The sequence below is a fragment of the Aeromonas sp. FDAARGOS 1403 genome, assembly GCF_019047325.1.
Lineage (GTDB): Bacteria > Pseudomonadota > Gammaproteobacteria > Enterobacterales > Aeromonadaceae > Aeromonas > Aeromonas dhakensis.
Window position 1 is genome coordinate 1,412,912 of sequence record NZ_CP077249.1, and the last position, 18,193, is coordinate 1,431,104.

An 18,193-nucleotide genomic window follows, 5' to 3' on the forward strand; every position below is an offset into this window, starting at 1 on the left:
TATGCTACGTTCCATCTTCTGTTCAAGCCTTATGCTGTTTGCAGGAACGGCATTGGCAAATGGCTATGTGACGCCCAACCCAACCCATGATTACTATATATCGTTGGATAAGGCTGATATTCAAAACAAACCTGATTTTACTACCAAGGCGTTTGAGTGGAACTTGGGGGGGCAATATTCGGGTATCGTTACCTGCCCGGATAGAAGCATTCCACAATCTCCAGTGTACTATAAGGCGACCATGACGGATGGCTTGCCTCAAGCCGGTGATGGTTTTGTAAAACTAAATGACTTTCTGGATATGAAGGTCGAAATTTGGATAGCTGGTTGGAAGAAAAAGTTTGTTACGGCCCCATTTCCTAATGAAAGTAATGATTACCCAAATTACTCTTGTACTAAAGGAAAAGAGACAAGAATAAATAATTTCGAAAGTGGTAGCCGTGGGCGAGTAACCTTCCGTGTAAGAAAACAAATAATTAATGGTGTGCAAATATCGGATCGTCAAGTCGTAGAGATGTATGGCCGCTTAGGCTCTACTACTACAGATTTCAATAATTTGCCAATGTCTCGAATTACGATTACATCTGCAATTTTATATGTGCCGGAAGAATGCGTGATTAACGGTGGGCAGACTATTGAAGTGGAATTTGGTGATTTGCCAGGCTCGGGATTGGATGGGAATAATTTTGAAAAGACGGTCCCTCTGACATTTCAATGTCGCGGTGGTGTTTTCGAAGGGGATGCCTTGAAGATCAATCTTGGTATTTCTGGAAAACCAACCTCTTTCAATCAAGACTATCTGCGGACAACTCGGGATGGCTATCAGGGTGGAAATGTCATTTCCGATTTGGGCATAAAGTTCAAGCAGCTGGATGGTTCTCAGCTGAATTTAAATACATTTTATCCGGTTTCCATGCAAGGAAACATTGGTGACTGGGGCTTTATCGCCGCGCCGATAACACCGGTAGGTGCTGATATTCCTGCGGGTGACTTCTACGCCACCGCCACCATAGTTGCCGAATTTCAGTGAGGAGTTGTCATATGTTGCGGACATTGTGGATAGGCCTGGCGCTGTGCCCGCTGCTGGCTGTGACGGCGGCTCCCCGTGCCGGCGATGACTTGGAGTTGCTTGGCAACACGGTCCACCTCCATGGCCGGATCATCGATCAGCCGTGCGAGATTGCTCCCGAATCCATCGAGCAGGAGGTCGAGATGGGGGTGGTCGACGTGAAGGAGCTCTATGCCAACGGGGCCGGGGTCCAGGTGCCTTTCTCCATCCGGCTGACCAACTGCAAGCCGGGGATCTTTCGTATGGCCAAGGTGACCTTTACCGGCTCGCAGGATCCCCAGCTCAGCGGCGGGCTGGCGTTTACCGCAGGGATGGCCAAGGGCGCCGGGATCCGCCTCTATGACGTGACCCAGTCACCGCTGGATCTGGGCACCCCCTCCCGCGGTTATCTGCTTGGCGGCGCGGCAGACAATGAGCTGCAGTTCTTTGCCCGGGTGGAAGCGCATCCGGACGCGCTGGCTGCCAAGACCATCCAGCCCGGGGATTATTCCGCCGTGGCCAACTTTATCGTTGCCTATGAATAAGGTCAGAAGTCATTGCGCTGAATGACCTTTGAATTACCCAGACTGGGCCAGTTGATAACGCCACCCAGATAACTGGAGAGGTAAATGCCCCCCGGCAACTGCACAAACTGTGCTTTCTGTTTAGGGGGGGTCAAGGCGGCCACCAGGGTTGCCACCATGCCGTTATTGGTCAGTGCCTTTTGATCAATGTAATTGACGATGGTATTTTTTACCTCTACCGAAATATCGCCATCATCCCGCTCCAGATCCCCGACGGAATCCAGATTGAACAGCGTCTGACCCTGGCTGTCGGTAGCTATAATGGTTGCCACGACTATTTCACGGCTCAGTGTAACAATGAACTTGTTCTTTCTGGTCAGCTCAACCCAGTTGTCCGGCGCCTGGCAATTGCTGTGATATCGAACTGTGGTATCGGTATTGTTGTAATAGTTGTGGGAAACATTCTTTCCCTGCTGGGCCATGGTGGAAATAACGCATTGCACCTCTTCGGCAAGCGGATGACCATTGCGCAATAAAAAGACATTTTCTGACAGCTGGCGACTGTTGTTGTCGATGGAGAAATAGCTGATGGCTTCTTTTCCGACCAGCAGGGATACCTGCTCATCATCCTTGCGCGAAATTTTCTGGACCAGCGGTGAGAGCGCATCTATCTTTACCTTCAATGCTTGCTCGGTATCACTGGTCATATAAAGAGAAACATGGCCAAGATTGATGGTGCGCAGCGTATTGGCCGTTGCATAGTGATATATGCTGATGACCAGCGCGGTCAGCGATACCAGCAAGAGTACAACCAGCAAAATACGCTGCGGGCTGAAATAGCGATCATATTTACGGCGGGTATATTGCCGTCTGACCTGGGGCACATTGGCGGTTGCGACCGTCTGAATTTCTTCATTCGGCACTGCCTCCTCGGTCTCTCCGGCCACTTCAATGGGGGCGCAGAAGATATATCCCACCCGCGGGATAGTATCGATCGCATCCATCAAACCGAATGATTCCAGCTTTCGTCTCAACGAGAGGATCTGCCGGTTCAGGTTGGTGTCGGTATTGTCCTGGTTCGGCCACAAGGCATCCTGCAGCTTGCTTCTGGCAATGACACTGCCTGCCTCATCACACAGCATCTCGAGCAGCTCGGCTTCCTTGTTGCTGAGCTTGATGTCCTTGTCTCCTTTCGAGAGTCGGAATATTGCAGCGGAGAAAAAGATATCCTCTGCAATTTTATAATTTTTGTTACTCATGTGTGACTCGTCTTACTGCCAAGGAGAGCATTTTACCACCATGCAGTCTTTGTTCAAATAATGGGAAATTAGCAATATCTTTAACTATCAACTAGTTACCTTTGCGTTTAAATGCATGGCGGGGAATATGGTACTACAGGCGGCTCGTTCAGTTCAAAAAACACGCAAAAAGAGGGTCGTGTATGTAATCGTTCTCACTTCCCCCTGCCTGTGAGGGGTATTTTGACGCCCCCAGCATTTTCTTTCGAATAAAGTGTGTATTTGGATGGCTCCACCATGTCTGAAATTGTCGCATGGCTGATCATTGTTCCTGCAGCATGCGCTGATATTGCCTGCGCTGCGGCTTGAGCTGCCCCCCGAGATCGGGCCAGGGATGCCACTGGTCCGGTACCATGAAGCCGGGCAGGGTCTGCCGGATCCAGGTCGCCAGCTCGGCATAAGGCCGCGGCTCGCCATGCCAGTCGATAAAGGCCGCCGGCCTCTGCCCCCACTCGTCGCTCGGCACCGGCACCACCAGCGCCTGCGCCACGGCGGGGTGATCCACCAGCCGCTGCTCTATGGTTTCGGGCTGGATGTTTTCCCCCCCCGAGATGAAGAGGTTGTCGAGCCGCCCTTCCACCACCAGTTCGCCATCCGCGGTGAAATGCCCCTTGTCGCGGGTGTGGAACCAGCCGTCCTCGTCGAGCGGCCGCGCCAGCCCCCCTTCCTTGAAGTAGCCCGCAAACAGCGTCTCGCCGCGCACGCAGATCTCCCCCTGGCGGATGCAGACCTCCCGCCCCGGCAGCGCCTTGCCCACCACGCCAGCGGCGGCTGGCCGGCCGGTGCAGACCTGGCTGCCCATCTCGGAGAGGCCATAGCTCACCTTGGGCACCAGTCCCATGGCGGTGAGCCTGTGCACCAGCGGCTGGGGGATGGCGGCGCCGCCGAGCAACAGCTCGCGCAGCCGGGTGCGAGCGGGATCGAAGCCCTGCGCCAGCAGTCGCCAGAGCTGGGTCGGCACCAGGGATAGATGGGTGATGGGTTGTTGTTCGAGCCGCTCCCTGAGCGGGCGGGCGCGATCGTCCAGCACCAGGGCTGCGCCCGCCAGAAAGACCCGAAACAGGATGGCGTAGCCGCCGACATGAAACAGCGGCAGGGAGAGCAGCCAGCCACAACGCTCATCGAGCGGGATCTGGCTGGTGGAGCCTCGCGCCGAGGCCAGGTGGTTGGCCAGCCGGTGCACCACCGCCTTGGGCGTGCCGCTGGAACCCGAGGTGAGGATCATGTTGTTGAGCCGGGCCGGCGCCAGCATGCAGTCGCCTTCGTCCGCCGCCAGCTCACGGGTGAAGTCGAGTCGTAGCGGTTGCCAGCCGCCGGTCGGGATCTCGCCCGCCGACCAGCAGGCCCTGACGTCGAGCAGGGTCGCCAGCTCCGTTTGCCGAGTCAGCGGAAAGGCGGGGTTGAGCGGGCAGAAGACGATGGCGCTGCGCACGCAGGCCCAGGCCAGCAGCACATCTTCCAGCGCACCGCGTACCACGGCAGCGAGGCGATCTCCCGGTTGCAGGCCGGCCATGGCCAGCTGCTGGCACAGGCTGTTGAGCCTGGCGTCCAGTTGCCGGTAGGTGAGCGGGACGGCGGCGTGAATGGCGATGCGAGCGGGAGCGGATCGCGCCCAGTGACGCACCGGGCAGGGTTCGGGATGGGAGTGATGGTCAGACAAGGGTGGCATGCAGGCCCCTTCAATCGTGGTGAAACAGGGGCTCCAGCAGGCTTGGATCGGGTTTGCCGGCGGCGTCCAGCAGATCGGCGGCCAGCCAGCGCCGGGTATCCAGGCCGGGGGCCTGTTCCGGTGCCCATTCGCCGGCCAGATGGAACAGCTGGTTCAGACCGACGCCGGATTCGAAACAGGAAGAGACGATCACCTTGAGGCGCAGCTCGTGGGCCCGGGCCACCAGCGCCTCGCAATGGGTCAGCGAACCGAGCAGGGTCGGCTTGAGCACCAGAGCGCGCAGCTGGGGAATGGGTTCCCACGGCTTGCCCTGGGCCAGCAGTTCGTCGATGGCCACCGGCATGCCGGTGCGATTGGCCACGAAGGCGATGTCGGCAAAGTCGGCGCAGGGGTCTTCCAGATATTCGATCCGGTTTGGATCCAGATGACCGCAGAAGGCCCAGGCCTCCTCGCGGGTCCAGCCCTGGTTGGCGTCCAGCACCAGCTTGAGGGTGGGGATGCGGTCGCACAGCAGGCGGATCAGCGCCAGCTCGTCGCGCATGGGGTAACGGGCCACCTTCAGCTTGGCCTTGTTCGGGGTCTTGTGCAGCCAGTTCTTCCAGTTCTTCAGCAGCTCCTGGGGGGAGCCCTGAATAAGGGGATAGGGTTCGGGCAGCGGGGCTGTCTGGGCAGGCCAGCAGCGGCGGGCGCAGTCCAGCCCGAATTGCACCGAAGGGAGCTGCGGGGCTATCTCCTGCCCCGCCGCCAGCTGTTCCAGACAGACGATGGCTTCGGCTTGTGCCTCGGCCAGACTCTCGCGGGAGAAGCCGGGCAGGGGGGCGATTTCCCCCCAGCCGTCGTCAACGCGGACCAGCAGGCCCTCTCGCGCCACCTCCACCTTGCCGTGAAAGGTCAGGGGCTGGGTAAAAGGCAGTTGGTAGCGATAGAGAGCGAGTGTCATCAGGGATTCCGCTTGTATTTGGAGAAGTCGGGACGGCGTTTCTCGTTGAATGCGTTGCGCCCTTCCTGACCCTCTTCGGTCATGTAGAACAGCATGGTGGCATTCCCCGCCAGCTCCTGCAAGCCGGCCTGGCCGTCGCAGTCGGCGTTGAGGGCGGCCTTCAGGCAGCGCAGCGCCATCGGGCTGTTCTGCAGCATCTCGCGGCACCAGCGCACGGTTTCACGCTCCAGCTCCGCCAGCGGCACGACGGTATTGACCAGCCCCATGTCGAGGGCTTGCTTGGCATCGTACATGCGGCAGAGGAACCAGATTTCGCGGGCCTTCTTCTGGCCGACGATGCGCGCCATGTAGGAGGCACCCCAGCCGCCGTCGAAGGAGCCCACTTTCGGGCCGGTCTGGCCAAACTGGGCGTTGTCGGCGGCGATGGTCAGATCGCACATCATGTGCAGCACGTGGCCGCCGCCGACCGCGTAGCCGGCCACCATGGCAACGACCGGTTTCGGGCAGGTGCGGATGTCGCGCTGGAAGTCGAGCACGTTGAGGTGATGGGTGCCCTCGTCATCGCGGTAGCCACCGTAGTCGCCACGGATCTTCTGGTCGCCACCGGCGCAGAAGGCTTTTTCACCGAAGCCGGTCAGGATGATGGTGCCGACCTGATCGTCGTAGCGGGCATCGGCCAGCGCCTGCAGCATCTCTTTGACGGTGCGGGGGCGGAAGGCGTTGCGCACCTGGGGGCGGTTGATGGTGATCTTGGCAATGCCATCGCCGGACTTGTGATAGAGGATGTCCTCGTAACCGGCGGAGCAATCACGCCACTCGACGGGGGCATAGAGTTCCGCTTCAGTCATTGCTTCAATCATGACGCTTCTCTTCTTGTTGTTGGTTGACCCACTCCGCGAGGAGGCGGGCAAAGGCCTCAGGCTGGTGGGCATGCAGGTTGTGGCCGCCATCCAGCTCCAAGTGGTTGATTTTGCTCTGCTGACTCGCCATGAGGCAAGCCAGCTGATGGAATTTGTGATCCCGCTTGCCGCTCACCCAGGTGACCGGCAGCGTGCCTTGCGCCAGCCAGGGGGCCAGGTTCGGCTGCTTGCCAAGGGAGGTGGCACGCAGCATGGCGGCCACAGCCTTGCCGTCGTTGCCAAGGCGGCGGGCTATCTGGCGGGCGCGGGCATCCTCGTCCAGATCGGCGAAAACCCCCTGCCGATACCAGTCGGCCAGCACGCTGGCCAGGGGCTCCTGCTCGAAGCGCCGGGCCCAGCTTTCGTCGTGGGTCAGGCGCGCAGCGCGCTCTTCGGCGGGCAGGCCCGGGTGGCAGTTCTCCAGCAGCAGGGCCTGCAGCCCCACCGGCGACTGGCTGGCGTGATAGAGGGCGAGTCGCCCCCCCAGTGAATAGCCCGCCAACCGGTAGTGGTCGATGCCGCGCGCGGCCAGCTCGTCGCAGAGCCAGCGGTGAGCCTGGTCAAAACCGCTCACCCGCACAGCGTGATTGCTGCCGTGGCCCGGCAGATCCAGCGCCAGGCTGGGGAGGTCGGCCAGGGCTGCCTGCACGGGCTGCCAGTCGTTGGCATCCCCGAGCAGGCCGTGCAGCAGCACCAGCGTCGGCTGGTCGGCACTAGCTGCCACGGATCGCGCTTCCCAGTGCCTTCAGATCCTCGGCGACTTCGCTGCTGGGGACCTTGATTTCAATCAGCGTTACCCCCTTTTCCAGCGCGGCGGCGTAGTCCCGCTCAAAGTCGGCGAGGGTGGCCGGCGCCCGGTAGTGGAGGCCGAACATGGCGGCGGCGTGCTCGAAGTGCAGGCCGTGGGGCAGGCAGTAGTAGGTCTCCAGCAGTGCGTCCTGGGTCGGCACCGGCAGCATGCGAAAGATGCTGCCGCCGTCGTTGTTGAGCAGGATCACCACCAGCGGCCGGCTCGCCTTGCCAAGCAGCGCCAGGCTGTTGAGATCGTGCAGGGCGCTGAGATCGCCGAGCAGCAGGGTGGTGGGCTCGTCGCTGTCCGGCTCGATCGATTGTGCAAAGCCGTAGGCGGTGGCGATAAGGCCGTCGATGCCGGAGGCGCCGCGGTTGGTCATCACCCGGCTGGGGCCCTTGCCCGCTTCGCCGAGCATGTCCATCAGCCGGGCCGGCATGCTGTTGCCAACAAACAGCTGGCCCCTGATCAGCTGGTTCAGGCGGTGGCACACCCCGAGCTCGGAGAAACGCTCGCAGGTGCTGCGCACCTGCTGGCTCACGGACTGCTGGCGCTCCGCCAGCCGGTGCCAGGGCAGGTGCGAATGCGCCACCGGATGGGCGGCGGCAAAGGCGTCGGGTTCGCACAGCAGGCGGCGGCGCAGCCGGTAGTCCGGGTCGAGCCGGGCCGGCTGCGGATCCACCAGCCAGTAATCCTGCCAGGAGTGCTGCTTGATAAACTGACCGAGCCGCTTGGAGATGAGGCGGGCGCCAAATTGCAGCAGCACCTCGGCGCGGGCCAGTTCGGCTACGAAGCCGCTGTGTTGCAGGGCGAGATCTGCGTGCACCAGATTGCGGCCATCGAAGCGCAGCTGGCTCTGCAGGTCAGCCAGCAGGGGCCAGCCGAGCCGCTCGGCCAGAGCGGCAACCGCCTTGGCCTGGGCGGGATCCTGAATGCGGCCGGCGATGATGAGGCCGCGCTTGCCCTGCAGCTCGTCCCAGTCGGGTTGACGGGGGCAGGGGGCCTCGGCCTGCTGCCAGGGGCTCCAGGGCTCGGACGAGTGAAGCCAGTCGCCGAGGGGGGCCAGGTAGGCCGAGAAATCCAGGTACTCATCGCCCGGATAGAGGGGCTCCGGGTACATGCAGTTGAAGTGCACCGGCCCCGGCGTGCGTGCCTGCTGGGCCAGCGCCTGATCCACCGAGCTCAGCACGAAGGCGGCCGGGATGGTGGCGGTGGGGCTCGGCAGGTTCTGCTGATAGATGGGGTAGCGGCCGAAGATCCCCTGCTGGTTGATGGCCTGGTTGGCCCCGTTGTCGATGAGCTCGGGCGGCCGGTCGGCCGAGAGAATGATGAGCGGCACGCCGGTGAGCTGGGCCTCGGCCACCGCCGGCCAGAGGTTGGCCACTGCGGTGCCCGAGGTCATGATCACCGCCACCGGGCGGCCACTGCCCTTGGCCAGCCCCAGTGCCATGAAGCCGAGGCCGCGCTCGTCAAAGTGCAGATGGCGGCGAAAGCCGGGGTGGGCGGCGGCAGCCATGGTGAGCGGTGCCGAGCGGGAGCCGGAGGCCAGTGCGATATCGCGCACACCGAGGCGAAAGAGCTCCTCCAGCAAGAGGGAAGACCAGACGTGGTTGAAGGTGGCATGGTGACTGGCGAACGCTTGGCTGGCAGACATGAGGCTCTCGTGGTGAGGAGTCGATGAGAAACGCTATCCCAGCAGGGAGAGCACATTGGCGATCTTGTTGTCGAGTTCGGCCCACTCGGCGGCAGGCTCGGATCCCGCGACGATACCGGCGCCGGCAAATAGGGTGATGGCCTGCGCCGTGATGCGGGCGCTGCGGATGGCGACCGAGAACTCGGAGGTCTCCCGGCTCAGCATGCCGCAGGCGCCGGCATACCAGCCGCGATCATAGGGCTCGCGTTCGCGGATGAAGGCCAGCGCGGCCTCGCGCGGAGCGCCGCCCACCGCCGGGGTGGGGTGCAGCGCCTCCAGCAGTTGCCAGTCGCAGACGCCGGGCTTGAGTTCGGCCTCGATGTCGCACTTGAGGTGCTGCAGCAGCCGCAGTTTGAGAATGCGCGGCTCGGTCAGGCTGGCATCCGTGGTGAGCGGCGCCAGCCGGCTGAGGATGTCGGCGTGCACCAGCCGGTTTTCCAGCCGGTTCTTGCTGTCGGCCAGCAGCTCGGCGGCCAGTGCCGCGTCGGTTGCCTCGTCGCCGGAGCGGCGAATGGTGCCCGCCAGCGCCTCGGTGAAGAGGTGCTGATGTTCGCGGCGATAGAGCCGCTCGGGGGAGCAGGCGATAAAGCTCTGCTCGGGGGAAAACTGGAAGCCGAAGTGAAAGCAGTCCTGACCGTGCTGTGCCCAGCGTGCCAGCAGCGACCAGGGGGCGACGGCCTGCGGCTCGGTGGCATTCGTCGTACCCTCATGGGTGAGCCGGCTCTGGCGCGACAGCACCACCTTGGGGGTGTGGGCCTGGAAGTCGGGGGCGGTCACCTGCTCGACCAGCGTCTGCCACTGGGGTTGGCTCGGGCAATCTTCCCGCTGCCACGGGTAGCGGGTCAGCGGGGGCAGGGGGGCCTCCGGCTGGAGGGCGTCAAGGGCGGCGGCGGCGGCCTGCAGTTCGGCCTCGAAGGCGTCGCTATCGGTCTGCTCCGGCAGCCAGAGGTTGAGGCAGAGGGTGACGCACTCGCCACGGCGCACCAGCTCGATGCGGGGCAGCACGAAGCGACAGGGGCCGAACCCTTGCCAGCCGGGCTGGGTCGGGTCGAATGCCAGTCCGCCATAGTAGCGGGGGCTGTCGTCATGGGGCTGGCTGGTGTGCTCGCAGACCTGGCGGATCGCCCTGGGCTCGGTCAGCTCGCGCAGGCAGCCCAGTGCCACGTATTCGGGTTTGTCCTGTCCTCTGGCATGCCAATAGATGCGGGGATAGAGAGTCTGCGCCGCCAGCCAGCCCAGGAAGGAGCGAACCTCGATCGCGACGCGCAGTCGCACGAAGCCGCTGGCATTGCCATGACGCAGGGCGTCCAGTTGTTGCTTGATATGGGTCTGAGCCAACATGGATTTCGTCTATGAGCCGATAGTGACGGTCCATCCTGCAGAAGGATGCCGTTGGTTTATGCCAAAGGAGCGATTATTCCTATATATTATCTGCCCATTCGTCCATGTAAATCGCCCGGGGAGCCAACTCCCGAGGGGCCAAGTATACCGAAATCCGGTTCGATAACCCTTAACACGATCAATATCTGATTGTTTGGCCATCACAATATGACAAATACCTTATCTATTTGGTTGTTGGCGGCGCGTTTGCGAACGTTGCCGCTGGCGTGCTCCTCCATTTTGCTGGGATCTGGGCTGGCGGCCAGCCGCGGCGCCTTCGACGGCACCATCATGGCGCTCTCCCTGCTGACCGCCATTCTGCTGCAGATCCTCTCCAATCTGGCCAACGATTATGGGGATGCGGTATCCGGGGCGGACAATGGCGAGCGGATCGGCCCCCAGCGCGCCGTGGTTTCCGGCCTCATCACCCGCAAACAGATGTGCGTGGCCATGGCGCTGACCGCCCTGGCCGCCGTGGTCAGCGGCCTCGCCCTGCTGGGCTGTGCCTTCGGCGATCAGTGGTTGCAGATCCTCACCTTCGTGCTGCTGGGCGGTGCCGCCATCGTGGCCGCAGTTACCTACACAGTGGGCAAGACTCCCTACGGCTATCGCGGCTTCGGCGACATCTCGGTGTTCCTCTTCTTCGGTCTGCTGGGGGTTCTCGGCTCCTACTACCTGTTCACCAAGACCCTGCAGTGGGATCTGCTGCTGCCGGCCACCGCCTGCGGCCTGCTGGCCACCGCGGTGCTCAACATCAACAATGTGCGCGACATCGAGACCGATGCCGCCAGCGGCAAGATCACCCTGGCGGTGCGGCTCGGCCGCAACCGGGCCATCGCCTATCACTGGGTGCTGCTGGGAGCGGCGCTGCTGGCGACTATCGCCTTCATCCTGACCCAGCCTGCCAGCTTCTGGCCCTGGATCTTCCTGCCTGCCATGAAGCCGCTCACCGATGCCGCCAGAACCCTGCGCCAGAGCTTCGATGGCGAGGTGCTGACCGGTTCGCTCAAGAAGACCGCCATCAGCGCCTTCCTCTACAGCCTGCTGCTTTCCATCGGGCTGGCGCTCTCCTGAGCCGCGACCTTGTCTGGCAATGAAGAAAGGCTCCCGCAGGGGAGCCTTTTTGCTGGCTGAGGTATGCTGTCCGGCCATTCACTCATCGGCCAGGAGGGCCGCCATGCGCGACTCGCTCAAGCAGAAGATTATTCAGGTGTGCCAGCAGAAAATCGCGCAGAAGGGGGAGACTGTCGGGGTCTCCTTCTATGCGTTTTTTGCCAACCGCAATGACGACCCCGAGCTGCTGATGGAGGCGGCGACCTGGTGGATCCAGACCCAGCGCCTCGATCACTTCGAGAAGGCGAGGAAGATCCTCCAGCTGGTGAAGCTGGAGTAAAGATGGGTTGAAAACCAGCGGGCTCCCATTCGGGAGCCCACTGGCTGGTGCGTCAGATTGAGGTAACGCTAGCTGGCCCGTGCCAGTCGGGGAGCCCGACGGCGGGCGAAGAGCAGGCTGTCCAGCAGCCAGATCACCAGCATGGAGCCGCCCACCAGCGGGAAGCAGATGCCGAGCAGGATCATCAGGGCAAGGGCGCCGCGCATGGGGGGAAGGGTGGCCGGCAGCGGCGGGGCGGCGAGGCGGCCCTGCGGACGACGGCTCCACCAGATCCAGAGCCCGCTCACCGAGCTCAGCAACACCAGCAGGCAGATGAGCAGCATGGCGAGCTGATGGGGCCAGCCGTAGAGCTTGCCCATGTGCAGCATGACGCCGGTTTCCACCGTCTTGGCGACCGGGCCGTAGTCCTGCCAGCGCACGTCCGCTAGCACCTTGCCGCTGTATTGATCGATGTGCAGGGTGGCGTCGTTGCGCGGATCATCGGCAAAGATGGCGATGGTGTAGACACCGCTCGCCCCGGCCGGCGGCGTGATGCTGTAGCCCGGCGTGACCCGGCGCGCGGCGGCGATCTCCACCACCTGCTGCAGCGGGATGCGGTGCTCCGCCATCACCATGCCGTCGTGCTCGCCACCGTGTCCCATGGCGCTGTGGTCGTGGGCCTTGGGCTCGGCCGAGCTGGGGATGGGGGTGTTCTCCACCGCCCAGGGCACGGTCTGCTGGTGGGCATGGTTGAGGCTGCGGGCCAGGGGCGCCGACTTGGGCACCTCGTTCCACATGGCGGCCGGGAAGCGGTTCCAGACGGCGGCAAACTGATCGCCCCAGAAACCGGTCCAGGTCATGCCGCTCAAGAGCAGCAGCAGCAGGAAACCGGCGCCCCAGAAGCCGACCACGGCGTGCAGGTCGCGCCACCAGAGCCGGCCACGCTGGCTCCAGCGCGGCCACAGGATGCCGCCAACCCCTGGCCCCTTGCGTGGCCACCAGAGATAGAGCCCGCTCAGGAGCAGCACTATGCCCCAGCCGGCGGCCAGCTCGATCAGCCGATCTCCGGTGGTGCCGAGCAGCAGATCGGCGTGCAGGGAGCGCGCCACCGCCTGCAGATTCCACTTGTTGTCCATGGTGCCGAGCAGGGCGCCGCTGGCGGGATCGAGGAACAGGGTCAGCTCGCTGCCCCCCTGGCGGACGATGAACTGGGCGCTGGCCTCCGGGCCTGTGGGGGGCAGGTATTTGCTCAGGCTGGCGTCCGGCATGGCGGTCCGTGCCTTGTTCCACAGCGCATCGGCGCTGAGCGGTTGGTTGACGGGGGCGACCTTCATCAGCTCGGGATACATGAGGTTGTCGAGCTGGGGCTTGAACAGATAGACGCTCCCGGTGAGCGAGAGCAGGATCAGGAAGGGGGCGACGAAGAGACCCGCATAGAAGTGCCAGCGCCAGATGCGCTGATAGTGGTTAGCGTCCCGATTTTTCATCTCTGTTCCTTGCGCCTTGGGTTAACGTTTCAGTTGGTGGAATGTTGGTGGCGGCGCGGATGATAACAGCAACGTTTTGTTAACTGCAACAGAACATGATGGCTGGCCGAGGGGGTCGCCGAGTGCACGCCGGACCGGTTTGCCGGCGGTCAGAAGGTGGCGCAATCCCCTCTGGGCGAACCTTGTCAAAATGGACTTTTGGCAGAGAGATCATTACCTTGTTGCAACATAAGAGAGTGCTTGCACGGCGAAGAATCCAGGGAAGGAGGCAGACGTGAAGTTGCGACCCCACGGCCATTTCGAGATGCAGCGACAGGGCCAGGTGCTGATCTGTCGGCCGAGCGGCCCCTTCAATCTGGCGGGGGCCATGGCCTATGAGGCGCAGTTCAGCCAGCAGATCGCCAGCCTAAGTGCCGGGCCCTGGGGCATAGTCGAGGTGGCGACCGAATTCGAGGCGGCCGGGCCCGAGGTGCTTGCCCGTTTTCGCCGTCAGTTCGAGTGGTGCGCCAACAACGGCTGTGCCTTTCTGGCGGTGGTGCTGGCGGGCAGTTTCAAGCAGTATCTGGCGGATCAGGTGTTCAGCGGGTTGCCGTTTCAGGGGATCCGTTACTTCGAGCAGACCGACGAGGCACTGCAATGGCTGGAGCAGCAACTGGCCGGGCTAGTCTGACCGCACATCATCGCGGTGAGTGCGATCGAGGGGCGGCTCAATCGAGCTTGATAAACCACTTGTCCCGCTCGTCGATACAGTCCGGCTCACCCATTTCAAACTCACGGCAGATCAGGGGGCGCACCTCATGGATGCGGCACATCATCACGGTGAGTGCGATCGAGGGGCGGCTCAATCGAGCTTGATAAACCACTTGTCCCGCTCGTCGATACAGTCTGGTTCACCCATCTCGAGCTCACGACAGATCAGGGGGCGTACCTCATGGATGCGGCACATCATCGCGGTGAGTGCGATCGAGGGGCGGCTCAATCGAGCTTGATAAACCACTTGTCCCGTTCGTCGATACAGTCCGGTTCACCCATCTCGAACTCATGACAGATCAGGGGGCGTACCTCGTAGATGCGGCACATCATGGTGTTGCGATCGAGCGCCGCGCACCAGCCATCTTCCAGCCGGTGCATTACCGGCACCTCGCCTTCCCGCTCTTCCACATAGCGATCCGGTACGCCGGTATCGGTAAACAGCATCACCTCGAGGCGGCAGCAGCAGGCCTCGCAGTTCTGGCAGCTCACATCTGGGGTCGTCATGGCACCTGCCTTGTTCTCATGGGCACGGATAAATATGAAACAGGCGCCGCTGGGGCGCCTGTGGTCTGAACCTTAGCCCAGTTTGCGGGCACGGTAGCTGCGACCCTTGATCTTGCCTTCCTGCAGTCGCTTGAGCGCCGCCTTGGCCACGCCCTGCTTGACCGCCACGTAGGAGTACTGCTCGGCGATCTGGATCTTGCCAACATCGGCCCCGGCAATGCCGCCTTCACCGGTCAGGGCGCCGAGGATGTCACCGGCGCGCACCTTGCTCTTGCGGCCCGCATCGATGGAGAGGGTCACCATCTGCGGGGCTATGGGTTTGATGGCGCGGCCGATGGCATCGAGATCCCCCAGCGGCAGCGGGGCCTGCTGGTACTCCTCGATGATGTTGACGCGCTGGGCCTCGTTCGGCTGATAGAGGCTCAGGGCCAGACCTTGCTGGCCGGCGCGGCCGGTCCGACCGATGCGGTGCACGTGCACCTCGGGGTCGTAGGTGAGCTCGTAGTTGATGACGGCGCCCAGCTCCTTGATATCCAGCCCGCGGGCCGCCACGTCGGTGGCAACCAGTATGGTGGCGCTGCCGTTGGCGAAGCGCACCAGCACCTGATCCCGCTCGCGCTGCTCCAGATCGCCGTTCAGCGCCAGCGCCGAAAAGCCCTTGGCGGCCAGATGATCGGCTACGTCATTGCAGGCGCGCTTGGTGTTGCAGAACACCACGCAGGAGCCCGGCTGATAGTGGCTGAGCAGCCAGCCGAGGGCCTCGAGGCGCTGACCGGCCGGCACTTCATACAGCTTCTGCTCGATGGCGCTCTCCTCGTGCAGGGACTCCACGCTCACCTCCACCGGGTTGCGCTGCACGCCGCGGCTCATCTGGGCGATCCCCTCCGGATAGGTGGCGGAGAAGAGCAGGGTTTGCCGGTCGCGCGGGGCGTGGCTGATGACCCGGCTGATGTCTTCGCCAAAGCCCATGTCCAGCATGCGATCCGCTTCGTCCAGCACCAGCGTCTTGAGGCTGTCGAGCGCCAGGGTGCCCTGCTCCAGGTGCTTGAGGATCCGGCCCGGGGTGCCGACGGCGATGTGGGCACCGAAGCTCAGGGTGGCCGATTGCGGTGCGGTCGGGGTGCCGCCGCACAGGGTCACCAGCTTGACGTTGGGCAGGGTACGGGCGAGACGACGGATCTCGGTGGCAACCTGATCCGCCAGCTCGCGAGTCGGGCAGAGCACCAGCGCCTGTACCTCGAGCCGGTTGACGTCGAGGCGGGAGAGCAGGCCGAGGCCGAAGGCCGCAGTCTTGCCGCTGCCGGTTTTTGCCTTGGCGATCAAGTCTTTGCCGTCGAGTACCAGGGGCAGGCTCTGGGCCTGGATCGGGGTCATCTGCAGATAACCCAGGCTGGCGAGGTTCTCGAGCAGGGCGGGGGAGAGGTTCAGGCTGCTAAATTCGTTGTTCACAAAAGGACTCTATATGGGAGAAAACGGGCTGCGCCGGGCGCAAGGGCGAGCATTGTACCAGAATCCGCCGTTGGATGTGCTGCAAATTTGAGCGACTGCTTCTGTTCGTGACTGTCAGCTCGACGGCAAGGGGTCGGCTCATCGACTGCCCCCTGGCAATCCGGAGCAGCGGTTCGCGGTCGCGGAAATATGTATTTGGCACTGTCTACATTCATCGCAAATAAGATAAACGTTTTTCATCCTGCCTTGATTAAATAAATTTGTCGTAAATTTGTTCTGACCACTTCTGCGCGGCCTTGCGAGTATTAAGTGAATGTAATTAAGCTGTGAAAACAGGACTTCACAAATACCTGATTTATTTTTAAGTGATTGTTTATATTGTGTTTTGTTATTTATTGAACAATGATTGGATGCTTGTGTGAGCGTTTAATTAATTTAAAAACGTTTGTATTATCCAACATGCATATTTTTACCGCAGATTGTGATGGCTATCTGAATTTTTAAATATGCAAATGTCTATGATGGCGCCGGTCAAAAATTACAATTCACTCAGGTGCTACAGGTATGGAATACGTTCACTTTGTGCTCGGACTCGTCATGGTCCTCGCTCTGGCGTTGCTGGCAAACCGCCGCAACTGGAAACTGATCAAGCCGCGCTATATCGGCCAACTGCTGGTGGTCGAACTGGCGCTGGCCTGGTTCATGCTGAACTCCGAAGTGGGTCTGGCGGTAGTGGGTGGCTTTGCCGCCGGCTTCACCAAGCTGATGGAGTTTGCCAAGCAGGGGACCGACTTCGTGTTCGGCGGCCTGGTCAATGAAGGGGCCTTCTCCTTCTTCCTGATGGTGCTGATGCCCATCGTCTTCATCTCTGTGCTGATCGGCATCCTGCAGTACATCCGTCTGCTGCCGCTGGTGATCCGCGGCATCGGTACCGTGCTGGCCAAGATCAACGGCATGGGCAAGCTGGAATCCTTCAACGCCATCAGCTCCATGATCGTCGGCCAGTCCGAGAACTTCATCGCGCTCAAGAACATACTGCCGCACCTGAACGAGAAGCAGATGTACACCCTGGCCGCCACCGCCATGTCCACCGTCTCCATGTCCATCGTCGGTGCCTACATGCAGCTGATCGAGCCGCGTTACGTGGTGGCCGCGCTGGTGCTCAACATGTTCAGCACCTTCGTCGTGCTGTCGCTTATCAACCCCTACGAGCCGGACAATACCGTGACCGACGCCAAGGCGCTGTCCGAGGGTGACGAGCACCACACCCCGAAGAAAGAGAACTTCTTCGAGATGCTGGGCGAGTACATCATGGCCGGTTTCACCGTGGCGGTGATCGTGGGTGCCATGCTGGTGGGCTTCATCGCCCTGATCGCCCTCATCAACTACCTGTTCGAGATGGCGTTCGGCGTCAACTTCCAGCACGTCATGGGCTACATCTTCTACCCCATCGCCTGGATCCTGGGCATCCCGGGCAGTGAAGCGCTGCAGGCCGGTTCCATCATGGCGACCAAGCTGGTGACCAACGAATTCGTGGCCATGATGGATCTGGGCAAGATAGCGGCCCAGCTCTCTCCGCGCACCGTCGGCATCCTCTCCATCTTCATGGTGTCGTTCGCCAACTTCAGCTCCATCGGCATCATCGCCGGTGCGGTGAAGGCGCTGAACGAAGAGAAGGGCAACATGGTCTCCCGCTTCGGTCTGAAGCTGGTGTACGGTTCTACCCTGGTGAGCCTGCTCTCCGCCGTGATCGCCGGTGTGATGCTGTAAGTTATCCACCCGCTCTACCACGACAAACCCCTGCCTCGGCAGGGGTTTGTTTTTTGGCGGCCGACTACCTAGCCGGGCCAGTGGGCCCAGTAACCGGCGGCCAGCAGGGTAAGGGTGCAAAAGCCGGTCTCGAGGGCGCCGCCGCTTCTGAGCGGCCAGCCCGGCAGCCGGTAGCGGCGCTTGCTGGGCCAGAAGAGCGGGATGCCGGCCGGGGTGAGCCAGTCCCCCAGCAGGTGGCTGAGGTAGCCGATGATGAGGGCGTCTTTGACCCCGACCGGCAGGGTATCGGGCGGCAACTGCTGGTTGAGCCCCCAGATGGCGACCGCCACCGCCAGCAGGCTGTGGGTGAAGCCGCGATGACCGAACAGGCGAGAGAGGGGTTTCGAGATCCAGGGCAGCCGCTGCCCCAATACCGACTTGGGGTGGTCGAGGTCGGGCAGCAGGGCGCTGGCCAGGGCGGCGGGCACGGTCTGCCACAGGCTGGTGTCGGCCAGGGCCGGCGTCAGCTGGAGTTTGTGGGCGATCAGGGTGCAGGTAACGGAAAACAGCAGGTGCCCTTGGGCGGTCATGATGGCTACGACATGGGAAAATGGCGGCGCATCTTACCAGTGTCGCGG

At 62.0% G+C, this 18,193-nt stretch carries 18 protein-coding genes; 6 read left to right on the forward strand and 12 right to left on the reverse strand.

What is annotated here, in order from left to right:
• Position 1 precedes the first annotated feature (1 nt).
• Together I6L33_RS06810 and I6L33_RS06815 are read left to right on the forward strand one after the other, a co-directional pair.
• Positions 2–1,030: a fimbrial protein gene (locus tag I6L33_RS06810; RefSeq protein WP_042051507.1), complete on the forward strand. Its 1,029-nt coding sequence runs from the start codon at positions 2–4 to the stop codon at positions 1,028–1,030.
• An 11-nt stretch (positions 1,031–1,041) separates the two neighbouring features.
• Positions 1,042–1,593 (forward strand): fimbrial protein, encoded by a 552-nt coding sequence (locus I6L33_RS06815; RefSeq protein ID WP_017783618.1) that lies wholly within the window; start codon positions 1,042–1,044, stop codon positions 1,591–1,593.
• A gap of 2 nt (positions 1,594–1,595) precedes the next feature.
• Here I6L33_RS06815 and I6L33_RS06820 read toward each other — a convergent pair whose 3' ends face one another.
• The 7 genes from I6L33_RS06820 to I6L33_RS06850 all read right to left on the reverse strand — a co-directional run bounded on the left by I6L33_RS06820 (position 1,596) and on the right by I6L33_RS06850 (position 10,202).
• Positions 1,596–2,831: a winged helix-turn-helix domain-containing protein gene (locus I6L33_RS06820; RefSeq protein ID WP_216973770.1), complete on the reverse strand. Its 1,236-nt coding sequence runs from the start codon at positions 2,829–2,831 to the stop codon at positions 1,596–1,598.
• 301 nt (positions 2,832–3,132) lie between these two features.
• Positions 3,133–4,539: an AMP-binding protein gene (locus I6L33_RS06825; protein WP_216973771.1), complete on the reverse strand. Its 1,407-nt coding sequence runs from the start codon at positions 4,537–4,539 to the stop codon at positions 3,133–3,135.
• 10 nt (positions 4,540–4,549) lie between these two features.
• Entirely contained in the window at positions 4,550–5,479 is a 930-nt protein-coding gene (menC, locus tag I6L33_RS06830) for an o-succinylbenzoate synthase (protein WP_206219358.1), read from the reverse strand.
• Entirely contained in the window at positions 5,479–6,327 is an 849-nt protein-coding gene (menB, locus tag I6L33_RS06835; protein ID WP_019841092.1) for a 1,4-dihydroxy-2-naphthoyl-CoA synthase, read from the reverse strand. The genes menC and menB overlap by 1 nt, the downstream gene beginning before the upstream one ends.
• 4 nt (positions 6,328–6,331) lie before the next feature.
• Positions 6,332–7,102, reverse strand: a complete 771-nt coding sequence (gene menH, locus I6L33_RS06840; RefSeq protein WP_216973772.1) for a 2-succinyl-6-hydroxy-2,4-cyclohexadiene-1-carboxylate synthase — start codon at positions 7,100–7,102, stop codon at positions 6,332–6,334.
• On the reverse strand, positions 7,092–8,822 hold the full coding sequence (menD, locus tag I6L33_RS06845) for a 2-succinyl-5-enolpyruvyl-6-hydroxy-3-cyclohexene-1-carboxylic-acid synthase (RefSeq protein ID WP_216973773.1): 1,731 nt from the start codon (positions 8,820–8,822) through the stop codon (positions 7,092–7,094). The genes menH and menD overlap by 11 nt, the downstream gene beginning before the upstream one ends.
• A gap of 33 nt (positions 8,823–8,855) precedes the next feature.
• On the reverse strand, positions 8,856–10,202 hold the full coding sequence (locus I6L33_RS06850) for an isochorismate synthase MenF (RefSeq protein WP_216973774.1): 1,347 nt from the start codon (positions 10,200–10,202) through the stop codon (positions 8,856–8,858).
• 207 nt (positions 10,203–10,409) lie between these two features.
• Between I6L33_RS06850 and I6L33_RS06855 the strand changes: the two genes are divergently transcribed.
• Both I6L33_RS06855 and I6L33_RS06860 read left to right on the forward strand, forming a co-directional pair.
• Entirely contained in the window at positions 10,410–11,315 is a 906-nt protein-coding gene (locus I6L33_RS06855; RefSeq protein ID WP_005308387.1) for a 1,4-dihydroxy-2-naphthoate polyprenyltransferase, read from the forward strand.
• A gap of 103 nt (positions 11,316–11,418) precedes the next feature.
• The gene (locus tag I6L33_RS06860) at positions 11,419–11,634 is read left to right on the forward strand and encodes a DUF6500 family protein (protein ID WP_042051499.1); all 216 of its coding nucleotides are present in this window, start codon (positions 11,419–11,421) and stop codon (positions 11,632–11,634) included.
• Positions 11,635–11,702: 68 nt separating this feature from the next.
• On the opposite strand, the gene I6L33_RS06865 is transcribed toward I6L33_RS06860, so the two are convergent.
• Entirely contained in the window at positions 11,703–13,100 is a 1,398-nt protein-coding gene (locus tag I6L33_RS06865) for a PepSY domain-containing protein (protein WP_216973775.1), read from the reverse strand.
• 274 nt (positions 13,101–13,374) lie between these two features.
• Here I6L33_RS06865 and I6L33_RS06870 point away from each other — a divergent pair, with 274 nt between their 5' ends.
• Complete coding sequence (locus I6L33_RS06870) at positions 13,375–13,770, forward strand: hypothetical protein (RefSeq protein ID WP_216973776.1); 396 nt, start codon at positions 13,375–13,377, stop codon at positions 13,768–13,770.
• Between the two features lie 37 nt (positions 13,771–13,807).
• On the opposite strand, the gene I6L33_RS06875 is transcribed toward I6L33_RS06870, so the two are convergent.
• The 3 genes from I6L33_RS06875 to dbpA form a co-directional block, all read right to left on the reverse strand.
• On the reverse strand, positions 13,808–13,945 hold the full coding sequence (locus tag I6L33_RS06875; protein WP_185450643.1) for a hypothetical protein: 138 nt from the start codon (positions 13,943–13,945) through the stop codon (positions 13,808–13,810).
• Positions 13,946–14,075: 130 nt separating this feature from the next.
• Positions 14,076–14,357, reverse strand: a complete 282-nt coding sequence (locus I6L33_RS06880; RefSeq protein ID WP_216973777.1) for a YkgJ family cysteine cluster protein — start codon at positions 14,355–14,357, stop codon at positions 14,076–14,078.
• A 72-nt stretch (positions 14,358–14,429) separates the two neighbouring features.
• The gene (gene dbpA, locus I6L33_RS06885) at positions 14,430–15,806 is read right to left on the reverse strand and encodes an ATP-dependent RNA helicase DbpA (RefSeq protein ID WP_017787432.1); all 1,377 of its coding nucleotides are present in this window, start codon (positions 15,804–15,806) and stop codon (positions 14,430–14,432) included.
• A gap of 564 nt (positions 15,807–16,370) precedes the next feature.
• Here dbpA and I6L33_RS06890 point away from each other — a divergent pair.
• On the forward strand, positions 16,371–17,576 hold the full coding sequence (locus I6L33_RS06890) for a NupC/NupG family nucleoside CNT transporter (protein WP_005308404.1): 1,206 nt from the start codon (positions 16,371–16,373) through the stop codon (positions 17,574–17,576).
• Positions 17,577–17,644: 68 nt separating this feature from the next.
• On the opposite strand, the gene I6L33_RS06895 is transcribed toward I6L33_RS06890, so the two are convergent.
• The gene (locus tag I6L33_RS06895; protein ID WP_042051494.1) at positions 17,645–18,145 is read right to left on the reverse strand and encodes a metal-dependent hydrolase; all 501 of its coding nucleotides are present in this window, start codon (positions 18,143–18,145) and stop codon (positions 17,645–17,647) included.
• Positions 18,146–18,193 lie beyond the last annotated feature (48 nt).

Bases quoted from the DNA above. Each gene is read 5' to 3' on its own strand.
- I6L33_RS06810 (WP_042051507.1), top strand. From the start codon at position 2: ATGCTACGTTCCATCTTCTGTTCAAGCCTTATGCTGTTTGCAGGAACG.
- I6L33_RS06890 (WP_005308404.1), top strand. From the start codon at position 16,371: ATGGAATACGTTCACTTTGTGCTCGGACTCGTCATGGTCCTCGCTCTG.
- I6L33_RS06855 (WP_005308387.1), top strand. From the start codon at position 10,410: ATGACAAATACCTTATCTATTTGGTTGTTGGCGGCGCGTTTGCGAACG.
- I6L33_RS06895 (WP_042051494.1), bottom strand. From the start codon at position 18,145: ATGACCGCCCAAGGGCACCTGCTGTTTTCCGTTACCTGCACCCTGATC.
- I6L33_RS06820 (WP_216973770.1), bottom strand. From the start codon at position 2,831: ATGAGTAACAAAAATTATAAAATTGCAGAGGATATCTTTTTCTCCGCT.
- menD (WP_216973773.1), bottom strand. From the start codon at position 8,822: ATGTCTGCCAGCCAAGCGTTCGCCAGTCACCATGCCACCTTCAACCAC.
- I6L33_RS06865 (WP_216973775.1), bottom strand. From the start codon at position 13,100: ATGAAAAATCGGGACGCTAACCACTATCAGCGCATCTGGCGCTGGCAC.
- I6L33_RS06860 (WP_042051499.1), top strand. From the start codon at position 11,419: ATGCGCGACTCGCTCAAGCAGAAGATTATTCAGGTGTGCCAGCAGAAA.
- menB (WP_019841092.1), bottom strand. From the start codon at position 6,327: ATGACTGAAGCGGAACTCTATGCCCCCGTCGAGTGGCGTGATTGCTCC.
- I6L33_RS06880 (WP_216973777.1), bottom strand. From the start codon at position 14,357: ATGACGACCCCAGATGTGAGCTGCCAGAACTGCGAGGCCTGCTGCTGC.
- I6L33_RS06825 (WP_216973771.1), bottom strand. From the start codon at position 4,539: ATGCCACCCTTGTCTGACCATCACTCCCATCCCGAACCCTGCCCGGTG.
- menC (WP_206219358.1), bottom strand. From the start codon at position 5,479: ATGACACTCGCTCTCTATCGCTACCAACTGCCTTTTACCCAGCCCCTG.
- I6L33_RS06815 (WP_017783618.1), top strand. From the start codon at position 1,042: ATGTTGCGGACATTGTGGATAGGCCTGGCGCTGTGCCCGCTGCTGGCT.
- I6L33_RS06850 (WP_216973774.1), bottom strand. From the start codon at position 10,202: ATGTTGGCTCAGACCCATATCAAGCAACAACTGGACGCCCTGCGTCAT.